General features: G+C 57.7%; 15 protein-coding genes and 1 tRNA gene. 8 read left to right on the top strand and 8 right to left on the bottom strand.

From position 1 onward, the window contains the following. The first annotated feature begins 73 nt into the window (after nucleotides 1-73). The 3 genes from KCQ76_RS05140 to KCQ76_RS05150 all read left to right on the top strand — a co-directional run bounded on the left by KCQ76_RS05140 (nucleotide 74) and on the right by KCQ76_RS05150 (nucleotide 3,076). Complete coding sequence (locus KCQ76_RS05140) at nucleotides 74-1,069, top strand: FecCD family ABC transporter permease (RefSeq protein ID WP_231725448.1); 996 nt, start codon at nucleotides 74-76, stop codon at nucleotides 1,067-1,069. Between the two features lie 16 nt (nucleotides 1,070-1,085). Beyond that, entirely contained in the window at nucleotides 1,086-1,877 is a 792-nt protein-coding gene (locus tag KCQ76_RS05145; RefSeq protein ID WP_046205072.1) for an ABC transporter ATP-binding protein, read from the top strand. Between the two features lie 89 nt (nucleotides 1,878-1,966). Beyond that, entirely contained in the window at nucleotides 1,967-3,076 is a 1,110-nt protein-coding gene (locus KCQ76_RS05150; RefSeq protein WP_046203314.1) for an ABC transporter substrate-binding protein, read from the top strand. 56 nt (nucleotides 3,077-3,132) lie between these two features. Here KCQ76_RS05150 and KCQ76_RS11155 read toward each other — a convergent pair whose 3' ends face one another. Both KCQ76_RS11155 and lpdA read right to left on the bottom strand, forming a co-directional pair. After that, on the bottom strand, nucleotides 3,133-3,411 hold the full coding sequence (locus tag KCQ76_RS11155; protein WP_308567979.1) for a DUF6767 domain-containing protein: 279 nt from the start codon (nucleotides 3,409-3,411) through the stop codon (nucleotides 3,133-3,135). Between the two features lie 72 nt (nucleotides 3,412-3,483). Beyond that, entirely contained in the window at nucleotides 3,484-4,893 is a 1,410-nt protein-coding gene (gene lpdA / locus KCQ76_RS05155) for a dihydrolipoyl dehydrogenase (RefSeq protein ID WP_012732565.1), read from the bottom strand. 1,085 nt (nucleotides 4,894-5,978) lie between these two features. Between lpdA and KCQ76_RS05160 the strand changes: the two genes are divergently transcribed. Next, nucleotides 5,979-6,464 carry a helix-turn-helix domain-containing protein gene (locus tag KCQ76_RS05160; protein ID WP_046203246.1) on the top strand — a complete coding sequence of 162 codons (486 nt, stop codon included), beginning with the start codon at nucleotides 5,979-5,981 and terminating at the stop codon, nucleotides 6,462-6,464. 104 nt (nucleotides 6,465-6,568) lie between these two features. Further along, nucleotides 6,569-7,414 (top strand): hypothetical protein, encoded by an 846-nt coding sequence (locus KCQ76_RS05165; protein WP_231725447.1) that lies wholly within the window; start codon nucleotides 6,569-6,571, stop codon nucleotides 7,412-7,414. Between the two features lie 83 nt (nucleotides 7,415-7,497). Here the strand turns inward: KCQ76_RS05165 and KCQ76_RS05170 are convergent, their stop codons facing one another. Beyond that, nucleotides 7,498-8,451, bottom strand: coding sequence for a CE1 family esterase (locus tag KCQ76_RS05170; RefSeq protein ID WP_160296130.1), 954 nt, complete (start codon nucleotides 8,449-8,451; stop codon nucleotides 7,498-7,500). An 80-nt stretch (nucleotides 8,452-8,531) separates the two neighbouring features. Then, nucleotides 8,532-9,947, bottom strand: coding sequence for an MFS transporter (locus KCQ76_RS05175; RefSeq protein WP_082089731.1), 1,416 nt, complete (start codon nucleotides 9,945-9,947; stop codon nucleotides 8,532-8,534). A gap of 165 nt (nucleotides 9,948-10,112) precedes the next feature. Between KCQ76_RS05175 and KCQ76_RS05180 the strand changes: the two genes are divergently transcribed. Then, a complete protein-coding gene (locus tag KCQ76_RS05180) occupies nucleotides 10,113-10,967 on the top strand; it encodes an oxidoreductase (protein WP_046203248.1) in 855 nt (284 codons plus the stop codon). Nucleotides 10,968-11,040: 73 nt separating this feature from the next. Here the strand turns inward: KCQ76_RS05180 and KCQ76_RS05185 are convergent, their stop codons facing one another. The 4 genes from KCQ76_RS05185 to KCQ76_RS05200 form a co-directional block, all read right to left on the bottom strand. Further along, complete coding sequence (locus tag KCQ76_RS05185) at nucleotides 11,041-11,202, bottom strand: hypothetical protein (protein WP_156441652.1); 162 nt, start codon at nucleotides 11,200-11,202, stop codon at nucleotides 11,041-11,043. Beyond that, nucleotides 11,199-12,071, bottom strand: a complete 873-nt coding sequence (locus KCQ76_RS05190) for a GAF domain-containing protein (RefSeq protein WP_146003242.1) — start codon at nucleotides 12,069-12,071, stop codon at nucleotides 11,199-11,201. Before KCQ76_RS05190 ends, KCQ76_RS05185 begins: the two co-directional genes overlap by 4 nt. A 154-nt stretch (nucleotides 12,072-12,225) precedes the next feature. Next, nucleotides 12,226-12,301 (bottom strand) — tRNA-Thr (locus tag KCQ76_RS05195). 108 nt (nucleotides 12,302-12,409) lie between these two features. After that, nucleotides 12,410-13,753 carry a DNA polymerase III subunit delta' gene (locus KCQ76_RS05200; protein ID WP_046203250.1) on the bottom strand — a complete coding sequence of 448 codons (1,344 nt, stop codon included), beginning with the start codon at nucleotides 13,751-13,753 and terminating at the stop codon, nucleotides 12,410-12,412. Nucleotides 13,754-13,847: 94 nt separating this feature from the next. Between KCQ76_RS05200 and KCQ76_RS05205 the strand changes: the two genes are divergently transcribed. Beyond that, entirely contained in the window at nucleotides 13,848-15,380 is a 1,533-nt protein-coding gene (locus KCQ76_RS05205) for an adenylate/guanylate cyclase domain-containing protein (protein WP_373369122.1), read from the top strand. Between the two features lie 182 nt (nucleotides 15,381-15,562). Then, complete coding sequence (locus KCQ76_RS05210) at nucleotides 15,563-16,591, top strand: DUF3644 domain-containing protein (protein ID WP_046203252.1); 1,029 nt, start codon at nucleotides 15,563-15,565, stop codon at nucleotides 16,589-16,591. The last annotated feature ends 41 nt before the right edge of the window (nucleotides 16,592-16,632 follow it).

Below are 16,632 nucleotides of genomic sequence, written 5' to 3' on the forward strand. Positions count from 1 at the left end.
ATCCAAGTTCCGCCGGGCTCCGTCCGAGCGAACGTCTCATCGGGCTCCGCTCTGGGTATTCATGCTTATCGGAATGTCTGCACTGGTCATCAGCCTTATTGCGTCGACGACGTTTGGTTCAGCTCAGTACGGCGTCAGCCAAGTGTGGTCTGTCATCCGTGCGCATCTCGAAGGCACGGCCGCACCAGACGCATCGTTGGATTCCGTGGTGTGGGATTTACGCGCTCCCCGGGGGGTATTAGCCGCCATCGTCGGCGCCGGCCTGGCGCTGGCGGGGGTCGCTATCCAAACGCTGGTCCGCAACCCGCTGGCTGACCCGTATTTGTTGGGTATTTCGTCGGGTGCCAGTGTGGGGGCAACGTCGGTCATCACCTTGGGGTGGTTTTCGTCGTTCGGACTTTTCGCGCTCACCGGCGGGGCTTTGGCCGGGGCGATAGCCGCTACCCTCACGGTGTACTTCGTAGCTATGGGGCAAGGTGGGCTAACGCCATTGCGCCTTGTTCTCTCCGGAGTGGTGATCAGCGCCGCGTTCAGCGCGATCGCCAACTTCATGATTTTTAAGTCGCCCTATGGGCAGGCGGCGCAGGGCGTCATGTTTTGGATGCTGGGTTCCGTTGCGGGCGCTACGTGGTCCAAGCTGTGGATCCCGTCGGTTATTGTGGCTGTGACTTTTGTGCTCCTCATGGCGGTATCGTCGCAGCTAGACGCGTTATCTGCTGGCCCAGATACTGCTGCCGCGCTGGGAATTAATGTTGCTGTTCTCCGTCAGTGCTTGTTCTTCCTCCAAGCAATTCTGGTGGGTGCGCTGGTGGCGGTGTCGGGCGGAATTGGTTTTGTGGGTCTGGTGATTCCTCACATTGCTCGGCTCCTTGTTGGCCCTCAGCATCGCCGGCTGGTTCCGGCAGTCATGCTCTGCGGCGCTATTTTCCTGGTGTGGGTGGATGTTCTGGCACGTGTCGCCGCCATCCCGCAGGAGATCCCGCTGGGTGTGGTGACCGGCATCATCGGCGCTCCCGTGTTCCTGATCCTCATGGGGCGCTCGCATTACAGGTTCGGGGGCCAAGAGTGATGTTTGGGGGCAGCCGATGACCACACTGGAGGCACGCAACGTCTCATGCTCAATTGCCCATTCGGGCAGGGTTATCCTCCAGGACGTGTCGTTTACCGTTCCGTCTGGCAGCATGACGGCCATCGTCGGCATTAATGGCGTTGGTAAATCAACTCTCCTTCGTGTTCTCGCTGGTATTCACCGGCCGCATTCTGGTTCTGTTCTTATCGACGACGGTACCGACCTCCACTCTCTTCGCCCGCGTTACCGGGCCCAGCGCATTGCGTTCATCGGCCAAGAGGAAGCGCCACCGGATGATCTCCTGCTCGGCGAAATGGTGGCCTTGGGGCGGATTCCGCATCTGAAGCCGTGGCAAACCGGTGGGAAGAAGGAACGCGACGTTGTGACGGCATCGCTGGAGGTCGTTGGCCTCGCGGACAAAATCGATCACCGTTGCGACCAGCTCTCCGGCGGGGAGCGTCGTCGAGCCATGTTGGCCCGCGGATTGGCCCAGGATACGGACCTTGTTCTGTTGGACGAACCCACCAACCACCTGGATGTTCGGTATCAGCTGCTGCTTCTCGACGTGATGCGAGCGTCGGGGCGCACGATCTGCGCCACCATTCACGACCTGGATTTAGCGTTTACGCACTTCGACCACGTCATCGTGCTTGGCGACGGTGGTGTTCTTGCGGCCGGTCCGCCTGAAGAAACGTTGACGGAGAGCACCGTTGCGCACGGCTTTTCCGTGAATTCCACCCATATTTCTACCGCGAACAGTTCTCTCCATCTCGTGGTGGAAAGCTTACGAAAGGATACTGCACCGTGAAGCAGAACACTGTGGACGGCACTACCGTGCACCACATTAAGGGGTTAAAACTCAACGGCTGGGGCCGGCGTCGTCATTCTGCGGGGACCATGGCGACCTCGGCGCTCATGGCCAGCCTGATTATGATTCCGCTGGCAGCGTGCTCCAGCTCGGACAATTCCACCAGCGCTACAGGAGGAAATGGGGGCGGCAACTCGGGGTCGGTCACAGTCAAGAATTGCGGCAAGGACGCCACCTACCCGTCGACGGCAAAACACATGTACGTCAACGACGGGAACATGATTGCCACCACGCTGGCTGTGGGCGCAGCGGACAATATCGCGAATGTCAGCAGCCTGCAGGATGACAAGGCAATCCTTGAGGCCAAATATGGCAAGGATGTCGTCGACAAGCTGAAGGTGGATGCGCCGGAATCTCCGTCGCTAGAGCGAATTATCGCGACCAAGCCGGATCTTGTGTTCGCGGGTTGGAACTACGGGTTTTCTGAATCCAAGAACTTGACGCCGGATGCCCTGAAGGATCACGGGATTGAGTCCTATATTCTTTCCGAGTCCTGCCGGCAGGGCGGGTCCGACAAGCGCGGAACGATGGATCCGTGGGATGCTGCTAAAGCGGACCTCACCAATATTGGGAAGCTGACAGGCCATGAGGATACGGCGAAGGACGTGGTCAACGATGTGGATAAACGCCTGGACGCGTTGAAGCAGGCTCCCGCGGCTAAGGGTGCGGATAACGCTGAGGGTTCCGGTAAGCCACCGGTGACGTTCGTCTTCGACTCCGCGAAGGACACAATTTTTACGTCCGGCAAGTTCGGTGGACCCCAGGCAATTATCGAGGCAGCCGGCGGGAAGAACGCCACCGATGACGTCGATGACACGTGGACGACGGTGGGGTGGGAGAAAATCGCCTCTGCCCAGCCGGATGTGATCGCTTTCGTGGATTACCCGTCACAAACTTTCGAGGAGAAAGTGAAAATCCTGGAATCCAACCCGGCGACGAAGAACTTAGAGGCGGTGAAGCAGAAGCGTTTTGTTAACCTTCCGTACGCCATGTGGACGTCCGGTCCTCTGAATATCGACGCGGCCGAGTACATGCGGAAAGCGTATGAGAAGTTTGGGTTGGTGCCGAAGAGCGATATCCACACCGACGTTGACCTTCCGGATTCTCTGGCCGGACGGGAATACTTCGTGGAGAAGTAGTAGAGAAGTAACCACACGCAGGCGGGCACCGATTACCGCGGTTTGCGTGACGTGGTTTAGGACGTGTGCCGGTGCGCCAGGTTCATCTGACGCATGCGTTCCATAAGTTCGGGATCCATGCGCACCATTTGCACGAGCTGGCAGTCGGCCGGCCCGCTGGTTCCGGGTTGGCACGCAGTGCAGGGTTCGCCGAACCGTATTGGGCAGCGCGCATCGGGGTGGCTCTTTTTTCGCCGACGCGGGTTGCGTTTAGGTCGCGGGCGTTTCCGCTGGTCATCACGTGCAGCTCCGCTACTCCGCGTCGCTGAGCGGAGTCCCGCGTGGGACCGGGGGATTCCCTGGGCACGGGGTTTTCTCTGTGGAGGGGCATCTTCCTGAGTGTCCTGCCGGGACGCGGCAGGCCCGCCTCAGAGGTTGATCATGTGGCCCAGTGTGCCCTCTGCTGCTTCCTTAATGGCCTCAGATAGTGTCGGGTGGGTGTGAACGTTGCGCCCGATTTCCTCAGCGGTCAGATCGTAACGGGCCGCGAGGGTCAATTCCGGCAGCATCTCGGAGACGTTGGAGCCAACCATGTGGGCGCCGAGAATCTCCCCATATTCGCCGTCGGTCACGATCTTGACGAAGCCAGCGGGTTCGCCGAGGCCTTGTGCTTTACCGTTCGCGGTGAAGGGGAAGCTGGCCACCTTAATGTCGCGGTCGGAGAACTTCTCTTTCGCGGCGGCTTCCGTGTAGCCCATCGACGCAACTTGTGGGTTACAGAACGTCGCACGGGGCATCATCATGTAGTCGCCCAGGGTTTCGGTCTCTGCGCCGGCGATGGTTTCGGCGGCCACGACGCCTTGTGCTTCGGCCACGTGCGCGAGCTGCAGCTTCGCGGTGACGTCGCCAATGGCGTAGATCCCGTCGACGTTGGTGCGCATGAAGTCATCGATAGCAATAGCGCCACGGTCGGTGAGCTCGACGCCGGTCTTGTCCAGGCCGTAGCCCTCGACGCGGGGGGCGAACCCGACCGAGACGAGAACGCGGTCCACGGTCAGCGTCTGCTGCTTCGACCCGTCCTTCTTCTCAATGTCAACCTCCACAGAGTCACCCTTGTCACGCACTGCTGTGGTCTTGTGCCCGGTCAAGACGGTCACGCCCAGCTTCTTGTACTGCTTGGCGATCTCCTTGGAGACGTCCTTGTCCTCATTGGGCAGGACGGAGTCCATGAACTCGACGATGGTGACGTCCACACCGTAGTTGGCCAGGACGTAGGCGAACTCCATGCCGATCGCGCCCGCGCCGACGATAACCATGGACTCGGGGAGTTCGTCGTTAAGGATTTGTTCCTCATAAGAGACGACGTTGCTGCTGAGCTCGATACCCGGGAGCGTCTTCACGACGGAACCCGTCGCAATGATGCAGTTATCGAATGTGAGGGTTTTTCCGGCGTCGTCCCCGTCGGACACCTCGATGGTGTGGGCGTCGGTGAAGGTGCCCTGACCGTGGACTTCGGTGATTTTGTTCTTCTTCATTAGGAAGTGGACGCCCTTCACGATGTTGGAGGACACCTTCCTGGAGCGCTTGTGAGCAGCACCGAAGTCGAACGACACGTCGCCTGAGATGCCGAATGTCTTCGCGTCGTGCGTGAATGTGTGCGCTAATTCAGCGTTACGAAGGAGCGCTTTGGATGGGATGCAGCCCACATTCAGGCACACACCGCCCCAATACTTCTTCTCTACAATCGCAACTTTTTTGCCCAACTGAGCGGCGCGAATAGCCGCCACATATCCGCCGGGACCTGCACCAAGGATAACTACGTCATAATGTTCAGCCACGGTTTTTAGGATACGACGCTGCCTCCGAGATTTCAGGTAATGGGGGCAATAGCCGTGGGGGGAATCGCTCAGACGGCTTTTAGCCCGCGTGTGGTTCCCTCCCCCACCTTCTTGTTCAGGCACAGAAGCGGATTGGTGCGGGGGTGCTGAAAGCGCAGATTGCTCAACGTTTGAGTATTAGTCACACCACGCTCTGTTCATGAAGGCATGATTCGCGCAAATGGGGATGTGCTCTCGACTGAATGAGTGACCCTGCTTAGATCAGCGACGATTATCGCATCGTCTTTTGTAACGTGAAGTGGACTTCTTCTTAAGAGAAGCCCACAAATTAATCACAAGGGGTCGCTAGCGGATTTAAGCCAATTCTGATAACTCGGAACAGCTATGAATGCGCCAAGCATACATGCTGGGAAAAGAAGCGTCGATAAAGGTAGTCCGCTGATCAAGACCGCTATTACGTAAATAGCTGTGAAACTCAATATGGATACGCGATTGAACTTCACAGGGGAGCGTTTACGTTGAAACATAGCTACCAAAATTATGGAAACGACGGCAACTGAGACCAATAGGAGGCTATTGATAATAACCTTCACAGTGTTCTCATTAATATTCTCAACAAGCTGAGAGCCTGCAGTCATTGCGGTGCATATTGCATAAAAAACTGCCAATAAAAAGGTGAAAGCGTATTTCTTATTCATAAGCATCCATCAGTGTGTTCAGCTGACGAAGTGGCGGTAGATCCTGCGGTAACGCCTATGTAGGAATACAGCGTGCGCTGTAGGAGAGAGAACCGTTCCCGCGCTTATTAACAGATCGAGAGATCTCCGACTTCTATGAAAAATTAAACTTCTTCCTATAGAGAGGTTAGTTAGGTAAACCTCAGTTTAGCACACCAGGGCCTTCTAAGGATTTTCAGCTGCTTTATATCGGATTCGATACGCCCGAAAGTGGGTATCAAAACATCCTCAAGAAGCCTATAGGGGTCACTCAGTGAGCTTCTGGATCGCGCGCAGTTCCTTCCCCCACCTTATATTTCGTTCATTTCGGCTAGTTCCTTTATTTCGCTTATTCGATAAGTTGTCTCCATGGCGATCAACAACGCGCAGCAAAAACACGACGCCACTGCCGAGCAATCGGAGGTCACTGTCTCACGCGACGCACTTCGCAAGCTCAACCACGTGCTAGATAACTCTCCTCAACAATTTATCGACGTCGCTCTTGAACCATCGGGAGAAAGCATCACTTTGCCCCGCCCTGTCGCTCTAGCCCTGCGCGAGGTGCTCGAGAATGCGGCCGCTGGTCAATCGATCTCCATTGTTCCTGAGCATACGGAAATAACGACGCAACAAGCTGCCGATCTCCTCAATGTTTCCCGCCCGTATGTCGTGAAACTTATCGACGAAGGGGCGCTTCCCGGGCACAAAGTGGGCGCTCACCGACGCGTCTACGCAAGCGACGTGGAAGAGTACAAGCGCGCACGAGAAATCACTACGCGCAAGGCTGCCGACGAGTTAGCAGCGCTCACGGAAGAAATGGGCTTGTACTCCCTCGAACGGTCGACGACGTCCTAGACGCTCCTTGTCGTTGTGAAGCGCGGGTTGCGCTAGAACTACTCCGTCGATAAACGCGTCCGGTAAATACGTCGGTAATTGAGCAGCGGGTAGCGTATCAGCGTGTGACATTCACTATGTTCGCCTACATCGGGGCCGTGTGCGCCGCGATTGCCTACGGCGGGGCCACGATTGTGCAGGCTATCGCGGTAAGACGGCTCGCCGTACTTCCGGCCGGCTCTTCGTGGAGTCGCCGTATTCGCGCCGGATGGTTGTACGGTCTCGGCTTGGTGTGCGACTTCCTCGGCTTCCTCATGTCAGCCCTGGCGTTGCACTCGTTGCCTCTTTTTCTTGTCGAGTCGACGGTGGCGTCATCGGTCGCGGTGACCGCTGTGCTGGCGGTGGTAGTGCTGCATCAGCGCCTCACCGTGCATGAGGTCATAGCCGTTGGTGTGCTGGTGGCGGGCCTGATTGTGCTGGGGGTAACGGCCGAGGAAGGCCCGGCGCGGACTGTTGCATGGTGGGTTGGTTGGGGGTTGTGTGCTCTAGCGATTCCCCTCGCTGCTATGGCGTCGGCGTGCGTCGTCGCGTCTCAGCCCCGGTGGACAATGGCGACCGGGATTGTTCTCTCGGTCATCTCGGGCCTGGGCTTCGGGTTCGTCGGCGTCGCCGCCCGTTTGGTGATGGTGCATTCGTCGATACTCGGCTGGCTCAGCGACGCATTCGTCTGGGCGATGGTGCTGATGGGCGGTCTTGCTGTGGTTGCTTATGGCTATGCGTTAGATAGATTGCCGACGACGACGGTGGCGGCACTGTCTTTTTCATGCGAGACCATTGTCCCGTCGGCGATCGGGTTGGTCTGGCTGGGTGATGAAGTTCGGCCAGGGTTGATGTGGTTAGCGGTGGTCGGCTTCGTGGCGGTGCTGGGGGCGTGCGTGCAGCTGTCCAGCAAGGCGGAAGTGGAGGCGTAAAGGCCGTATCTGCCTCGGTCCGGGCCGATGGGGTGCTGCCGTCAGGCTGTTTATTTCCTCGCAGCGACCGCATTTGTCTCACCTTATTTGTGGTGGCGGCTCAGGAAGTTCCACACCACGTCGGTGGTCTGGAGCGTGTGGTTATACGGGCCTTCCCCACTCTCCTTCAGATACGGCGATCCAGGCCAATTGTGCCCACCATCAGCCACGGCAAGATGCTCGACATCGACTCCCGGGTGGCACCCTCCCCATGTCATGCGGGTGACGTTGGCCGCCGACGTCGGCGATGTGGTGGGTTCCGATGTGCATCCCTCTAGCTGCGCGAATGTGCCTGCCAATTCGGGTGCTGCCACGTAGTGTTCGCCGTAGCTTGAGCCTCCGTCGTAATGCATGGTTCCGTCCTTGACGCCGTGTATTTCCATGACGGACACGTTGCTGTTCGGCCTCGACCCGGTGGCGCATGATGTGTGCGTCGCGGGATAGTAGGCACCGGCGACAGGCGCCACGGCGGCGAAAGTCTCCGGCATCGTGCAGGCGAGTTTGGCGGCGAACCCCCCGCCGTTGGATTTGCCCGTCGCGTAAATCCGGGTGTGGTCGACACGGTATTTCCGGACGAGTTGGGCGAGGATATCGCGAACGAGTTGTGAGTCTTTGTCCCCGTCGTTAGTGGTGGCATAGGGGGCGGATTCCCATGCCCGCTGGGTGCCGCTTGTGTCTTTTTCTCCTTGAGGGTAGACGACGAGCGCTGGGAGCCGGTCGAGATCGGTGTATTTCTCCATGAGAGCGGCATTTTGGCTGTGCCCGTGGAAAGCGAAAATCACCGGGAGCGCCGTGGCGGTGGCGCCGGTACTAGGTACGGATAAGCGGTATGAGCGGGTGAGTCCACCCGACGTGATAGTGATTGGTCCGTTGAGTTCTTCATCTTCGCTGGGCGACGATGATCGTCGCCGGGTCACAATGACGGTGAAGAGGGCTGCGACAATAAGGCTGATAAGAACCGCGGTAGCGATGGCTCGGCGGCGTGGTGAGTGAATCACCACCCCAACAGTATGCTTCCCTAAACGTCACGGTCAAGGGTTGGCGGTCAAGGGTTGGCGCACACGAGCCACCCCGCCGACTACTCCTCAGCGGTCACGTCATCCAGGTTTTTGCGCGACACCATAAACAGGAGAATCAGGGTCAGCGTGGCCTCGATGGCGCCGAAAGCGAGCATATCGACGTAATCAAAGTTCCCGGAGAGCTTGGTCAAAATCATGGGGAAAAAGAACCCGACGTACGTCAGCACATAGAACGCCGAGGTCAAACCGGCGAGGTCATCCGGTCCAGCGAGCCGCTGGACCTCCGTCAGGCCAGAGATCAACACAAGCCCATACCCGAGGCCCAGCAAAGCAGCCACAGAAATAGATCCGACAATGGAGAGTCGTGTCGATACGAAAGCTGCTAATGCCATCCCGAAGGCGACAAATACGATGCCCAGTATGGGCCCGCGCGCGCTGTAGTCAGTGTTGATACGGTCTCCGACTTGTTGGATGCCGAAACCGAATGCCAAGCACACCACCGTGAGAAGTGCAGAGTAGGCAACGGGGGCTTTGACGTGGGAGGACATGAGTGCGGGTGTCACCGCGTAGGCAACCCCGGCTGCCCCGAAGACCCACGGTGCGATCGGCACGGCGACCGTCAAGAATCGCGGGTGTTTGGCAGTGGGAACGGCCAGGTCGGACCAAAAGCTGCCATGAACTTTTAAGTGTGCGGACTGCCGAGTTTCCGGTATTTTCACCAGGAAGATCAGGGTGGGAATAGACAGGATGATCTGCAAAATGTAAGACAACTGTCCTGGTATTGGCCCCCATTGCGCAAGAAGACCAGCAACGCCGGCACCTATCCCGAAGCCACCCGTGAGAGCCATGGCTGCTCGGCCCGCGCCAGCCGACTTTTTCGCATGAGGGTCAAAAGGTACCTGTGAGAGCTCTTTCACCCACGATCCACCTACAGTCATGGCAATTCCAACGGCAAGGCCGGCTAGCAATCGGCCGATAAACATCGGGATCTCAGACTTTTCTCCTATGGCAATCAAGATCGAGCCAACGATGGCAGCGAGAGGCCCCCATAGCATCACTGGCTTGCGTCCGTAGCGGTCTGAGAGGGGTCCTAAGAAAACCAGGCCTACCATAATCCCGATGGCATAGGCGCCCAACAAGGAATCCACGAAGACCGGCGAGAAGACACTTTCACCACGGTAAAAAATGAGGAGCGGTGTGAATTCGTTGCCACCCCAGGCGATTACGAACATCGCCATGACGACGAAAACCCATGCATAGCGATCCGAGGCATTCGCGGTAGTGGGCGTGGCGGCCCGGAGCTCATGGGGTGTGACGTCGGCAAACTGATCCTGTTGCGTGCTACTTCGCGCGCTCGTTGTCGTGGAAGAGACGCTGCTATCGGCAGTATGTGTGCTGCTGGCAGCTGTATGTGGGGGAACGGGGTCAACGTGTGCGTCTGAGCTGTCGCTCTCAGACGATTTCGGGGAGGACATGGCCTTATCGTAGGAGTGCCCAGTTTTCCAATGAAATGAAATCGCGATTTTAGGCCGAAATTGCGCAACTCTCACATAAACGACCAATATGTGGTATACGTCATGTTTTCTACGCATCGCCCAGATCGTCTATATCGCCTGAATCACCGGAGAGGTAGGACAACGATGGCTCGCACGAATCCCGAGACAGCTCATGACAAGAAGGTTGCTTTGGTGACCGGGGCGACGTCGGGTATCGGAAAATCGACCGCGCTCAAGCTGCTCAAGAAGGGTTTTGTGGTTTACGGAGCAGCCCGGCGCGAGGACCGTTTGCGCGAGCTGGTGCGCGACGGGGTGCGCACTCTGCGGATGGATGTGACTGATGAAGACTCCATGCGAGAGGGGATCAACACCATTATCGACGACGCTGGCCGCATTGATGTTCTGATCAATTGTGCTGGATATGGCGTTGTGGGCGCTATTGAGGACGTTGACCCCGGTAATGCCCGCCGACAGTTTGAGGTTAACGTGTTCGGCCCAATGGCGTTGGTGCGGTTGGTTGCTCCGCATATGCGCGAGCAGGGTGAGGGCCGGATTGTGAATGTGTCATCGATCGCGGGGAAGGTTCCTGCCCTGCTCGGCGGTTGGTACCACGGGTCGAAATTTGCTCTGGAGGGGCTGAGCGATTGTCTGCGTTTGGAGTTGGAACCGTGGGGTATCGATGTGTCGGTGGTGGAGCCGGGCCCGGTGAAGACGGAGTGGCCGCATATTGCTCAGGAATCGATGGAGGAAACCAGTGATGGTGGGGCGTATGCGGAGATGGCGCACGCGGTGGCGGAGTCTGTTGAGTTTAAGCACCGCCCGGGGATGGTGTCTCGGCCGGGGACTGTGGCGCGTGTTGTGGTGAAGGCCGCGACGGCTGAGCGGCCCCGCACGCGGTACGCGGTGGGGCCGTTAGCGAAACTCACGGTGCTGTTACGCCGCCTACTCCCCGATCGAACCATGGATTTCTTTATCCGTAAGAGCTACAAGCTCGGATAGGCGGGATGTGGAGCCGCCTGTCAGAATTGAACTGGCGATATTCCCATGACGGGTGTTTGTCGACGCAGTGCGCCTACCAACGCTTCTTACGCTTGCGAGAATTATCTTTCTCGTCCTTCAAGAAGTCGAATCGCGTCCGAGGGTACTTGGCGAAGTACTCCTCCGGGTTCGTCTCAAGGAGCTTGATGCGCTCCGAATAGGTTGCATCGAATGTGATGTTCTTTGGGCTGGTCACTTCGGCTCACCTCCATGGCGTAGGTCAGAAACAACTCTACCCGCGCGGTCGAAAGAATCCATGTTGATTTTCGGCACTCCTCCCTGCGCCACAAACGTCGTGGCCAACGACGAGCCGTACTTCATCAGAAGTTTCTGGTCAAAACTCGTGAGCCCATCAACCGGCTTAGCATCAACGGTGAGCAAGCCAAAAAGGCTATTACCTGCGTAAACAGGGGCCACTGCGAACGATCCGTACTCGAGCTCCTCATCCGCTTCCGGCCCCGTGAGCTGACGGGTATCATGCACAAGTCGTCCTCTACCTGTCAGGGCGAGCATGAGTGTCGGCGATTCGGGGGTAAACACTCGGCTAGACACACGCCCCATTTCGCCGATCCTTCCCCATGATGCTGCAGTAAGGGTCGCACGTTCTGGCGAGGTTACTTCGAAATAGTTCACCGACACCCCAACGTCGGGCCCCAACCTGTTGCTAACGACCCTCAGCACTATGTGCCGTGCGCCTGACAGTTGTTCCTTTCGATCCCTGGCCCCGAGCTCAGGGTCCGAAGCTCTCAATATCAAGGCATCGAGCATGTTGATCTCCGAGAGCAGCTCTTGGACCGTGTCGCGCTGTTCGCCTTGTTTGTGCTCCGTGAGTTCCTTCCGGTGTCGCTCTCTGAAGGCTCGAAACCCGATTGCAGTCACCGCGACAACAACTCCGCCCGCCAGCACCCATCCTCTCGTAGCGCCCTCGAAGGCGAACGCTGCACCAGCGGCCGTCGTGCCTCCGAAGGAGAGTATCTCGGAGAGGAACGTCCCTCGTGTACCCAGCCATGTGAGGACCTTTGGCTCTGGCAAGACTAGGTCGTCCCCATTAGCAATCTGCATCACGTGTATACCCCCTTATCCCACCCGTGATGTGTTCGGGAATTATTACGGAAAGATCCCGAACGCCGCCGCAAAACCACGCACGATGCCTCGCGTCCCCCCGGTCCGCGAAAATGCGTGAAGCCCCAGGCAGAACCAGATTGTGCCTGGGGCTAGGTGGAGCCGCCTGTCAGAATCGAACTGACGACCTTCTCATTACGAGTGAGATGCTCTACCGACTGAGCTAAGGCGGCATGAAGTACCTCGACGCATATTACCTGAACCAGTCGCGGGACCAAAACGTAGCCCTCACCTCGAGGCTCGTGCGATAAATTCCCGGCCCCGCCGCGACTTCCCTCGCCCTACCCAACAGGCCCAGTCACGCATATTTGCCGCAACCTACCCACCATCGCGTCGAGCGCTCCCTCTTGCCGGACCCCTGAAGCGAGTAGGTCGCGCCCCATCCGGACGGCATCGACGCACTGTAGCAGCTGCTCAGGCGTGTTTCGCCGGGCTAGTTCGGCTGCGGTATTCGCGTGGTCGGGGTGGATAGCAGGCACACCTCCGCCACCAGCATTCACGCTCACCATAAGCGCATCGCGGTAAAGCCCCGCAATATCCATCAGCGAGAGATCCAACAGGTCAATAACCATTCGCGTTCGGCGGTTTTTCTGCTTCGTTTCCAGCTCTTTCATCGCGCCCGCACTCCCCCGCTGTGCCTTCGCCGCGCCACGCCCTTTCGCACCAACCCCCAGGGCCTCCCGCAACTTCCCCAGCTCAGCCTCGTCGCGTTCAGCGGTGGCCGCTTCGGCTTCTTTTTTCGCCGACGCCACCAGCTCCCCGGTGTATAGGTAGGCGTCCCCGTCCTGGTACACCTTTTCCGGGACACGTAGCGCCCGTTGCCGCTGAGTCCGCGCCTGTTCGTCCGACGCCAGCCGCTTAGCCCGTCCAACATGCCCGCCCGACACAGACGCCGCCCAATCAATCTGCCGTTCGGTGAGTTCCAGGGCTGTGTCGTCGGCAAGAATATGTTTGACCTCGTCTATTGACGGCGTAGGGATGTAGACGTGCCGGCATCGGGAACGAATCGTGACGTGGACGTCATCCGGGTCGGTGGACGGTGCGCACAGGATAAACACCGTCCGCGGCGGGGGCTCCTCGATGGATTTCAGCAGGGCATTGGCGCCGGCATCGTTGAGCCGGTCGGCGTCTTCGACGATAACGACGCGCCACTGCGCGGTGGTGGGCATGCGCGAGGCGGCTTCGATCATGTCGCGCACCTGCTTCACCGGGATAACGACGCCCTCGGGCACGATGGTGACGATGTCCGCGTGCGTTCCGGCCAGGGCGGTTCGGCAGGCTTCGCATTGCCCGCAACCAGGTGTTTCTTCTTTGCACATTAACGACGCGGCGAATGCATTTGCGGCGACGGACCGGCCCGCGCCAGGCGGTCCGGTGAAGAGCCAGGCGTGGGTCATGTGGGCGGATCGGTGTGCCGACGCAGGCTGGCGGGCGGGCGTGGCGTCATCTATTTCAGGTGTAGTGGTTCCGCTATCCACGCCAGCCCCACTACCCAACTCACTCCCGCGAGCAGCGATCTCGCGGGCGGCATAAACAGCGTTGGTGAGCGTTTCGCGCACAGTGGGGGATCCCACCATCTGCCGCAGCAGTGGTGGTTCGGGGCGGTCGGTGGCGCGGGAATCCATGGGAATAGTGTACGTTGCGCCCCTGACATGCCATGCCGGCGATATGCGTGGCCACAACACCGCCCGTCGTCCCGATTGACCAGTTATCCTATTGATTATGACTATTCAGGAGTATCTGCGGTGGCTTCGGGGCACCTCGTGGCCTTTATATGCGGCATCGGTGCTTCTGGCTAATGTGGTCGGCGCCCTAGCGGTGGGCGCTTTTCTCCGGTTTTTGTTGCCACTGGGTGAGCGCGACGATCTCACGGATTTTTCCAGTTCAGTGGGCGTGCTTTACGCGGTGTACTTCGTGGCAGCCGTGGTGGCAGGTATCGGCTGTACCGTTTTTCTGTTTCAGTCGGTATTGAGGTGGCAGCGCCATCCTGACCGCTTCGACCCCATCATGATCCGCCACCTGGTGCTGCGCATCCCCGCTTTCCAAGCGTTCCTGGGCGCGGCTCTGTGGCTGATTGGTGTGGTTATTTTTACGGCTGTGGCCGCTACTCGTTCCGCGAGCCTCGCTGTGTCGGTGTGCGTGACGGCTCTTCTGGGCGGTGCGATGGTCACGATGCTCACGTATTTCATTGCGGAGCGTCGTGTTCGCCCGATCGCGATCACTGCCCTGACGGTGAACGCGGATCGGACCTTCCTGGAGCCGTCGATTAGCGGGCGCATCCGCCAAGTATGGGTAACGACGACGGCCATCCCCGTGGTGGGAATCGTGCTGTTGGCGGTGGGCGCTCGCCAGGGTTTTTTCTCCAGCGACGCGGCGAGTCTGATGCCCGCGGTGGTGGCCCTCGCGGTGACGTCGTTAGTGACGGGCTGGGCCGGTGCTGCGCTGCTCTCGATGAGCATCGCGGACCCCATTGATGAGCTTCAGGACGCTATCCTCCGCGTGCGTCGCGGTGAGACGGATACGGACGTCCCGATTTATGACGGCTCGGAAATTGGTGTTCTGCAGGCGGGTTTTAACGAGATGATGCGTGGTTTGCGGGATCGCCAGCGTGTGCGCGATGTGTTCGGTCAGTACGTGGGCATCGAGGTTGCGCGCCAGGCGATGGAGGAGAACCCGGTGTTGGGGGGTGAAGACCGCCTGGTCGCGGTGCTGTTCGTCGACGTGATTGGTTCAACGACGTTCGCGGTGAATCATTCGCCGGAAGATGTTGTGGAGACGCTGAATCAGTACTTTGATCGCGTCGTGGAGATCGTGCACAAACACCGCGGGATTATCAACAAGTTTGAGGGCGACGCTGCGCTGGCTGTTTTCGGGGCTCCGCTCCCGCTTGACGACATCGCTGGCCACGCGTTGGCGGCGGCGCGTGAGCTTCGAGCAGAGCTGCGCGGTCTGCGCCTGCAATCGGGTATTGGTGTGGCTGCCGGGCACGTTGTGGCTGGTCACATTGGTGCCCATGACCGTTTTGAGTACACGGTCATCGGCGACGCGGTGAACCAGGCCGCTCGGTTGACGGATTTGGCTAAGGACACTCCTGGCCGTGTTTTAACCTCTGCTGCGACGTTGCGTCGCGCAAATGAGGCGGAGCAGGCGCGGTGGACTGTGCTGAAGTCCGTGGAGCTGCGCGGGCGCAAGGAGATGACTCAGCTGGCACGTCCTATTCGCCCGACGCTGGCTGACCGCTCGGAGAGGTAGCGGGTGGCACCTACTCGGTGGTCCCCGACGCTCGTTGCTGCTAGCTTTACTCGACGGCGGAGTGTCCGGGAAGTTCCTTACGAATAGCTCTGGCCATGAGGTTGCGGGGGAAGTCAGACTTTCGACACGCCTAAAAAAATATTTTCTACTTTCACTAAAAATTCCAAGAGGGGTTAAATCTCGTGCACGAGAAAGAGAATGGTGAGAAGACGGTCTCTCGCCTTCTTGAAAAAAGTCAAGAGGCATTCGTACTCGCTGTCGAGCTGTACAACAGGCCAAGCCTGAAATACGGCGCGGAAAGTTGTTCGATATTACTATGCAACGCCTGGGAGCTAATGCTTAAAGCTCACATCATAAATAAATGGGGAATCGAGTCGATATATTACAAGTCTGACCCAACAAAAACTTTAACGCTATCTGATTGTTTGAAGAAAGTATTCACAAACGAAAAAAGTCCGTTACGCTCCAATATGAACGCAGTAATGAGATTTCGGAATACCAACACTCATTATATAACTGACGAATATGAGATATTCTACGGCCCTTTTCTCCAGGCGTCCGTCGAAAACTATGCAGACACACTCATGGAGTTCCATAGCCTTTCTGTCTCAGATCTCATCCCAGAGAATCGACTAGCTCTTGCCATACGAAAGGGAGATATTACGCCGGAGACCATCCGCGCGAAATATGATCCTGCTGTTGCCCAGCACCTTCTCACCAGCGAGGAAGCCGTTGCTAGAGAAGTAAGCTCAAAAGGAGACCCTCGCATCGCAGCAATTTACGAGACGACCCTTCGACTCGTAAAGAAAAAGAATGATGCCGACCTGAATGTACACGTTCAAAAAGATGCCAAGGGTAAAATATCAATAGTACGTGACATTAAAGACCCAACAAGCTATTATCCCTATACCGCGAAACGAGCCATAGAAAAAATTGATAAACTCCTCAAGAAGCGTGGAGTGACCTTCTATTTTAACGGAGAAGTAAAGGAAAAGTTTACGGGCCATTCTTTCCAATTATTCGTGAAGTTTTACGATATGAAAGGAAATGACCGCTTCGCCTACGACCGTAAAACTCCTGGAGAAAAGAACCACAGCTGGATTTACTCGGAACAGACTATTGTATTCATCTCCGACAAAGTGGAGAAAAATCCCCATAGTTGTCTTGATCACTTGAATATATACTCTAAAAAGAACTGTGGATATAGCTAAAACACCAACCCTCGGAGCAAAGGAATTCTCGAACCATAAGG

This window comes from Corynebacterium parakroppenstedtii (assembly GCF_019754935.1).
Classification (GTDB): Bacteria; Actinomycetota; Actinomycetes; order Mycobacteriales; family Mycobacteriaceae; genus Corynebacterium; species Corynebacterium parakroppenstedtii.

Excerpts from the sequence above, each read along its gene's own strand:
- KCQ76_RS05160 (WP_046203246.1), top strand. The coding sequence starts at position 5,979 with ATGGCGATCAACAACGCGCAGCAAAAACACGACGCCACTGCCGAGCAA.
- KCQ76_RS05200 (WP_046203250.1), bottom strand. The coding sequence starts at position 13,753 with ATGGATTCCCGCGCCACCGACCGCCCCGAACCACCACTGCTGCGGCAG.
- KCQ76_RS05145 (WP_046205072.1), top strand. The coding sequence starts at position 1,086 with ATGACCACACTGGAGGCACGCAACGTCTCATGCTCAATTGCCCATTCG.
- KCQ76_RS05180 (WP_046203248.1), top strand. The coding sequence starts at position 10,113 with ATGGCTCGCACGAATCCCGAGACAGCTCATGACAAGAAGGTTGCTTTG.
- KCQ76_RS05150 (WP_046203314.1), top strand. The coding sequence starts at position 1,967 with ATGGCGACCTCGGCGCTCATGGCCAGCCTGATTATGATTCCGCTGGCA.
- KCQ76_RS05175 (WP_082089731.1), bottom strand. The coding sequence starts at position 9,947 with ATGTCCTCCCCGAAATCGTCTGAGAGCGACAGCTCAGACGCACACGTT.
- KCQ76_RS05140 (WP_231725448.1), top strand. The coding sequence starts at position 74 with ATGTCTGCACTGGTCATCAGCCTTATTGCGTCGACGACGTTTGGTTCA.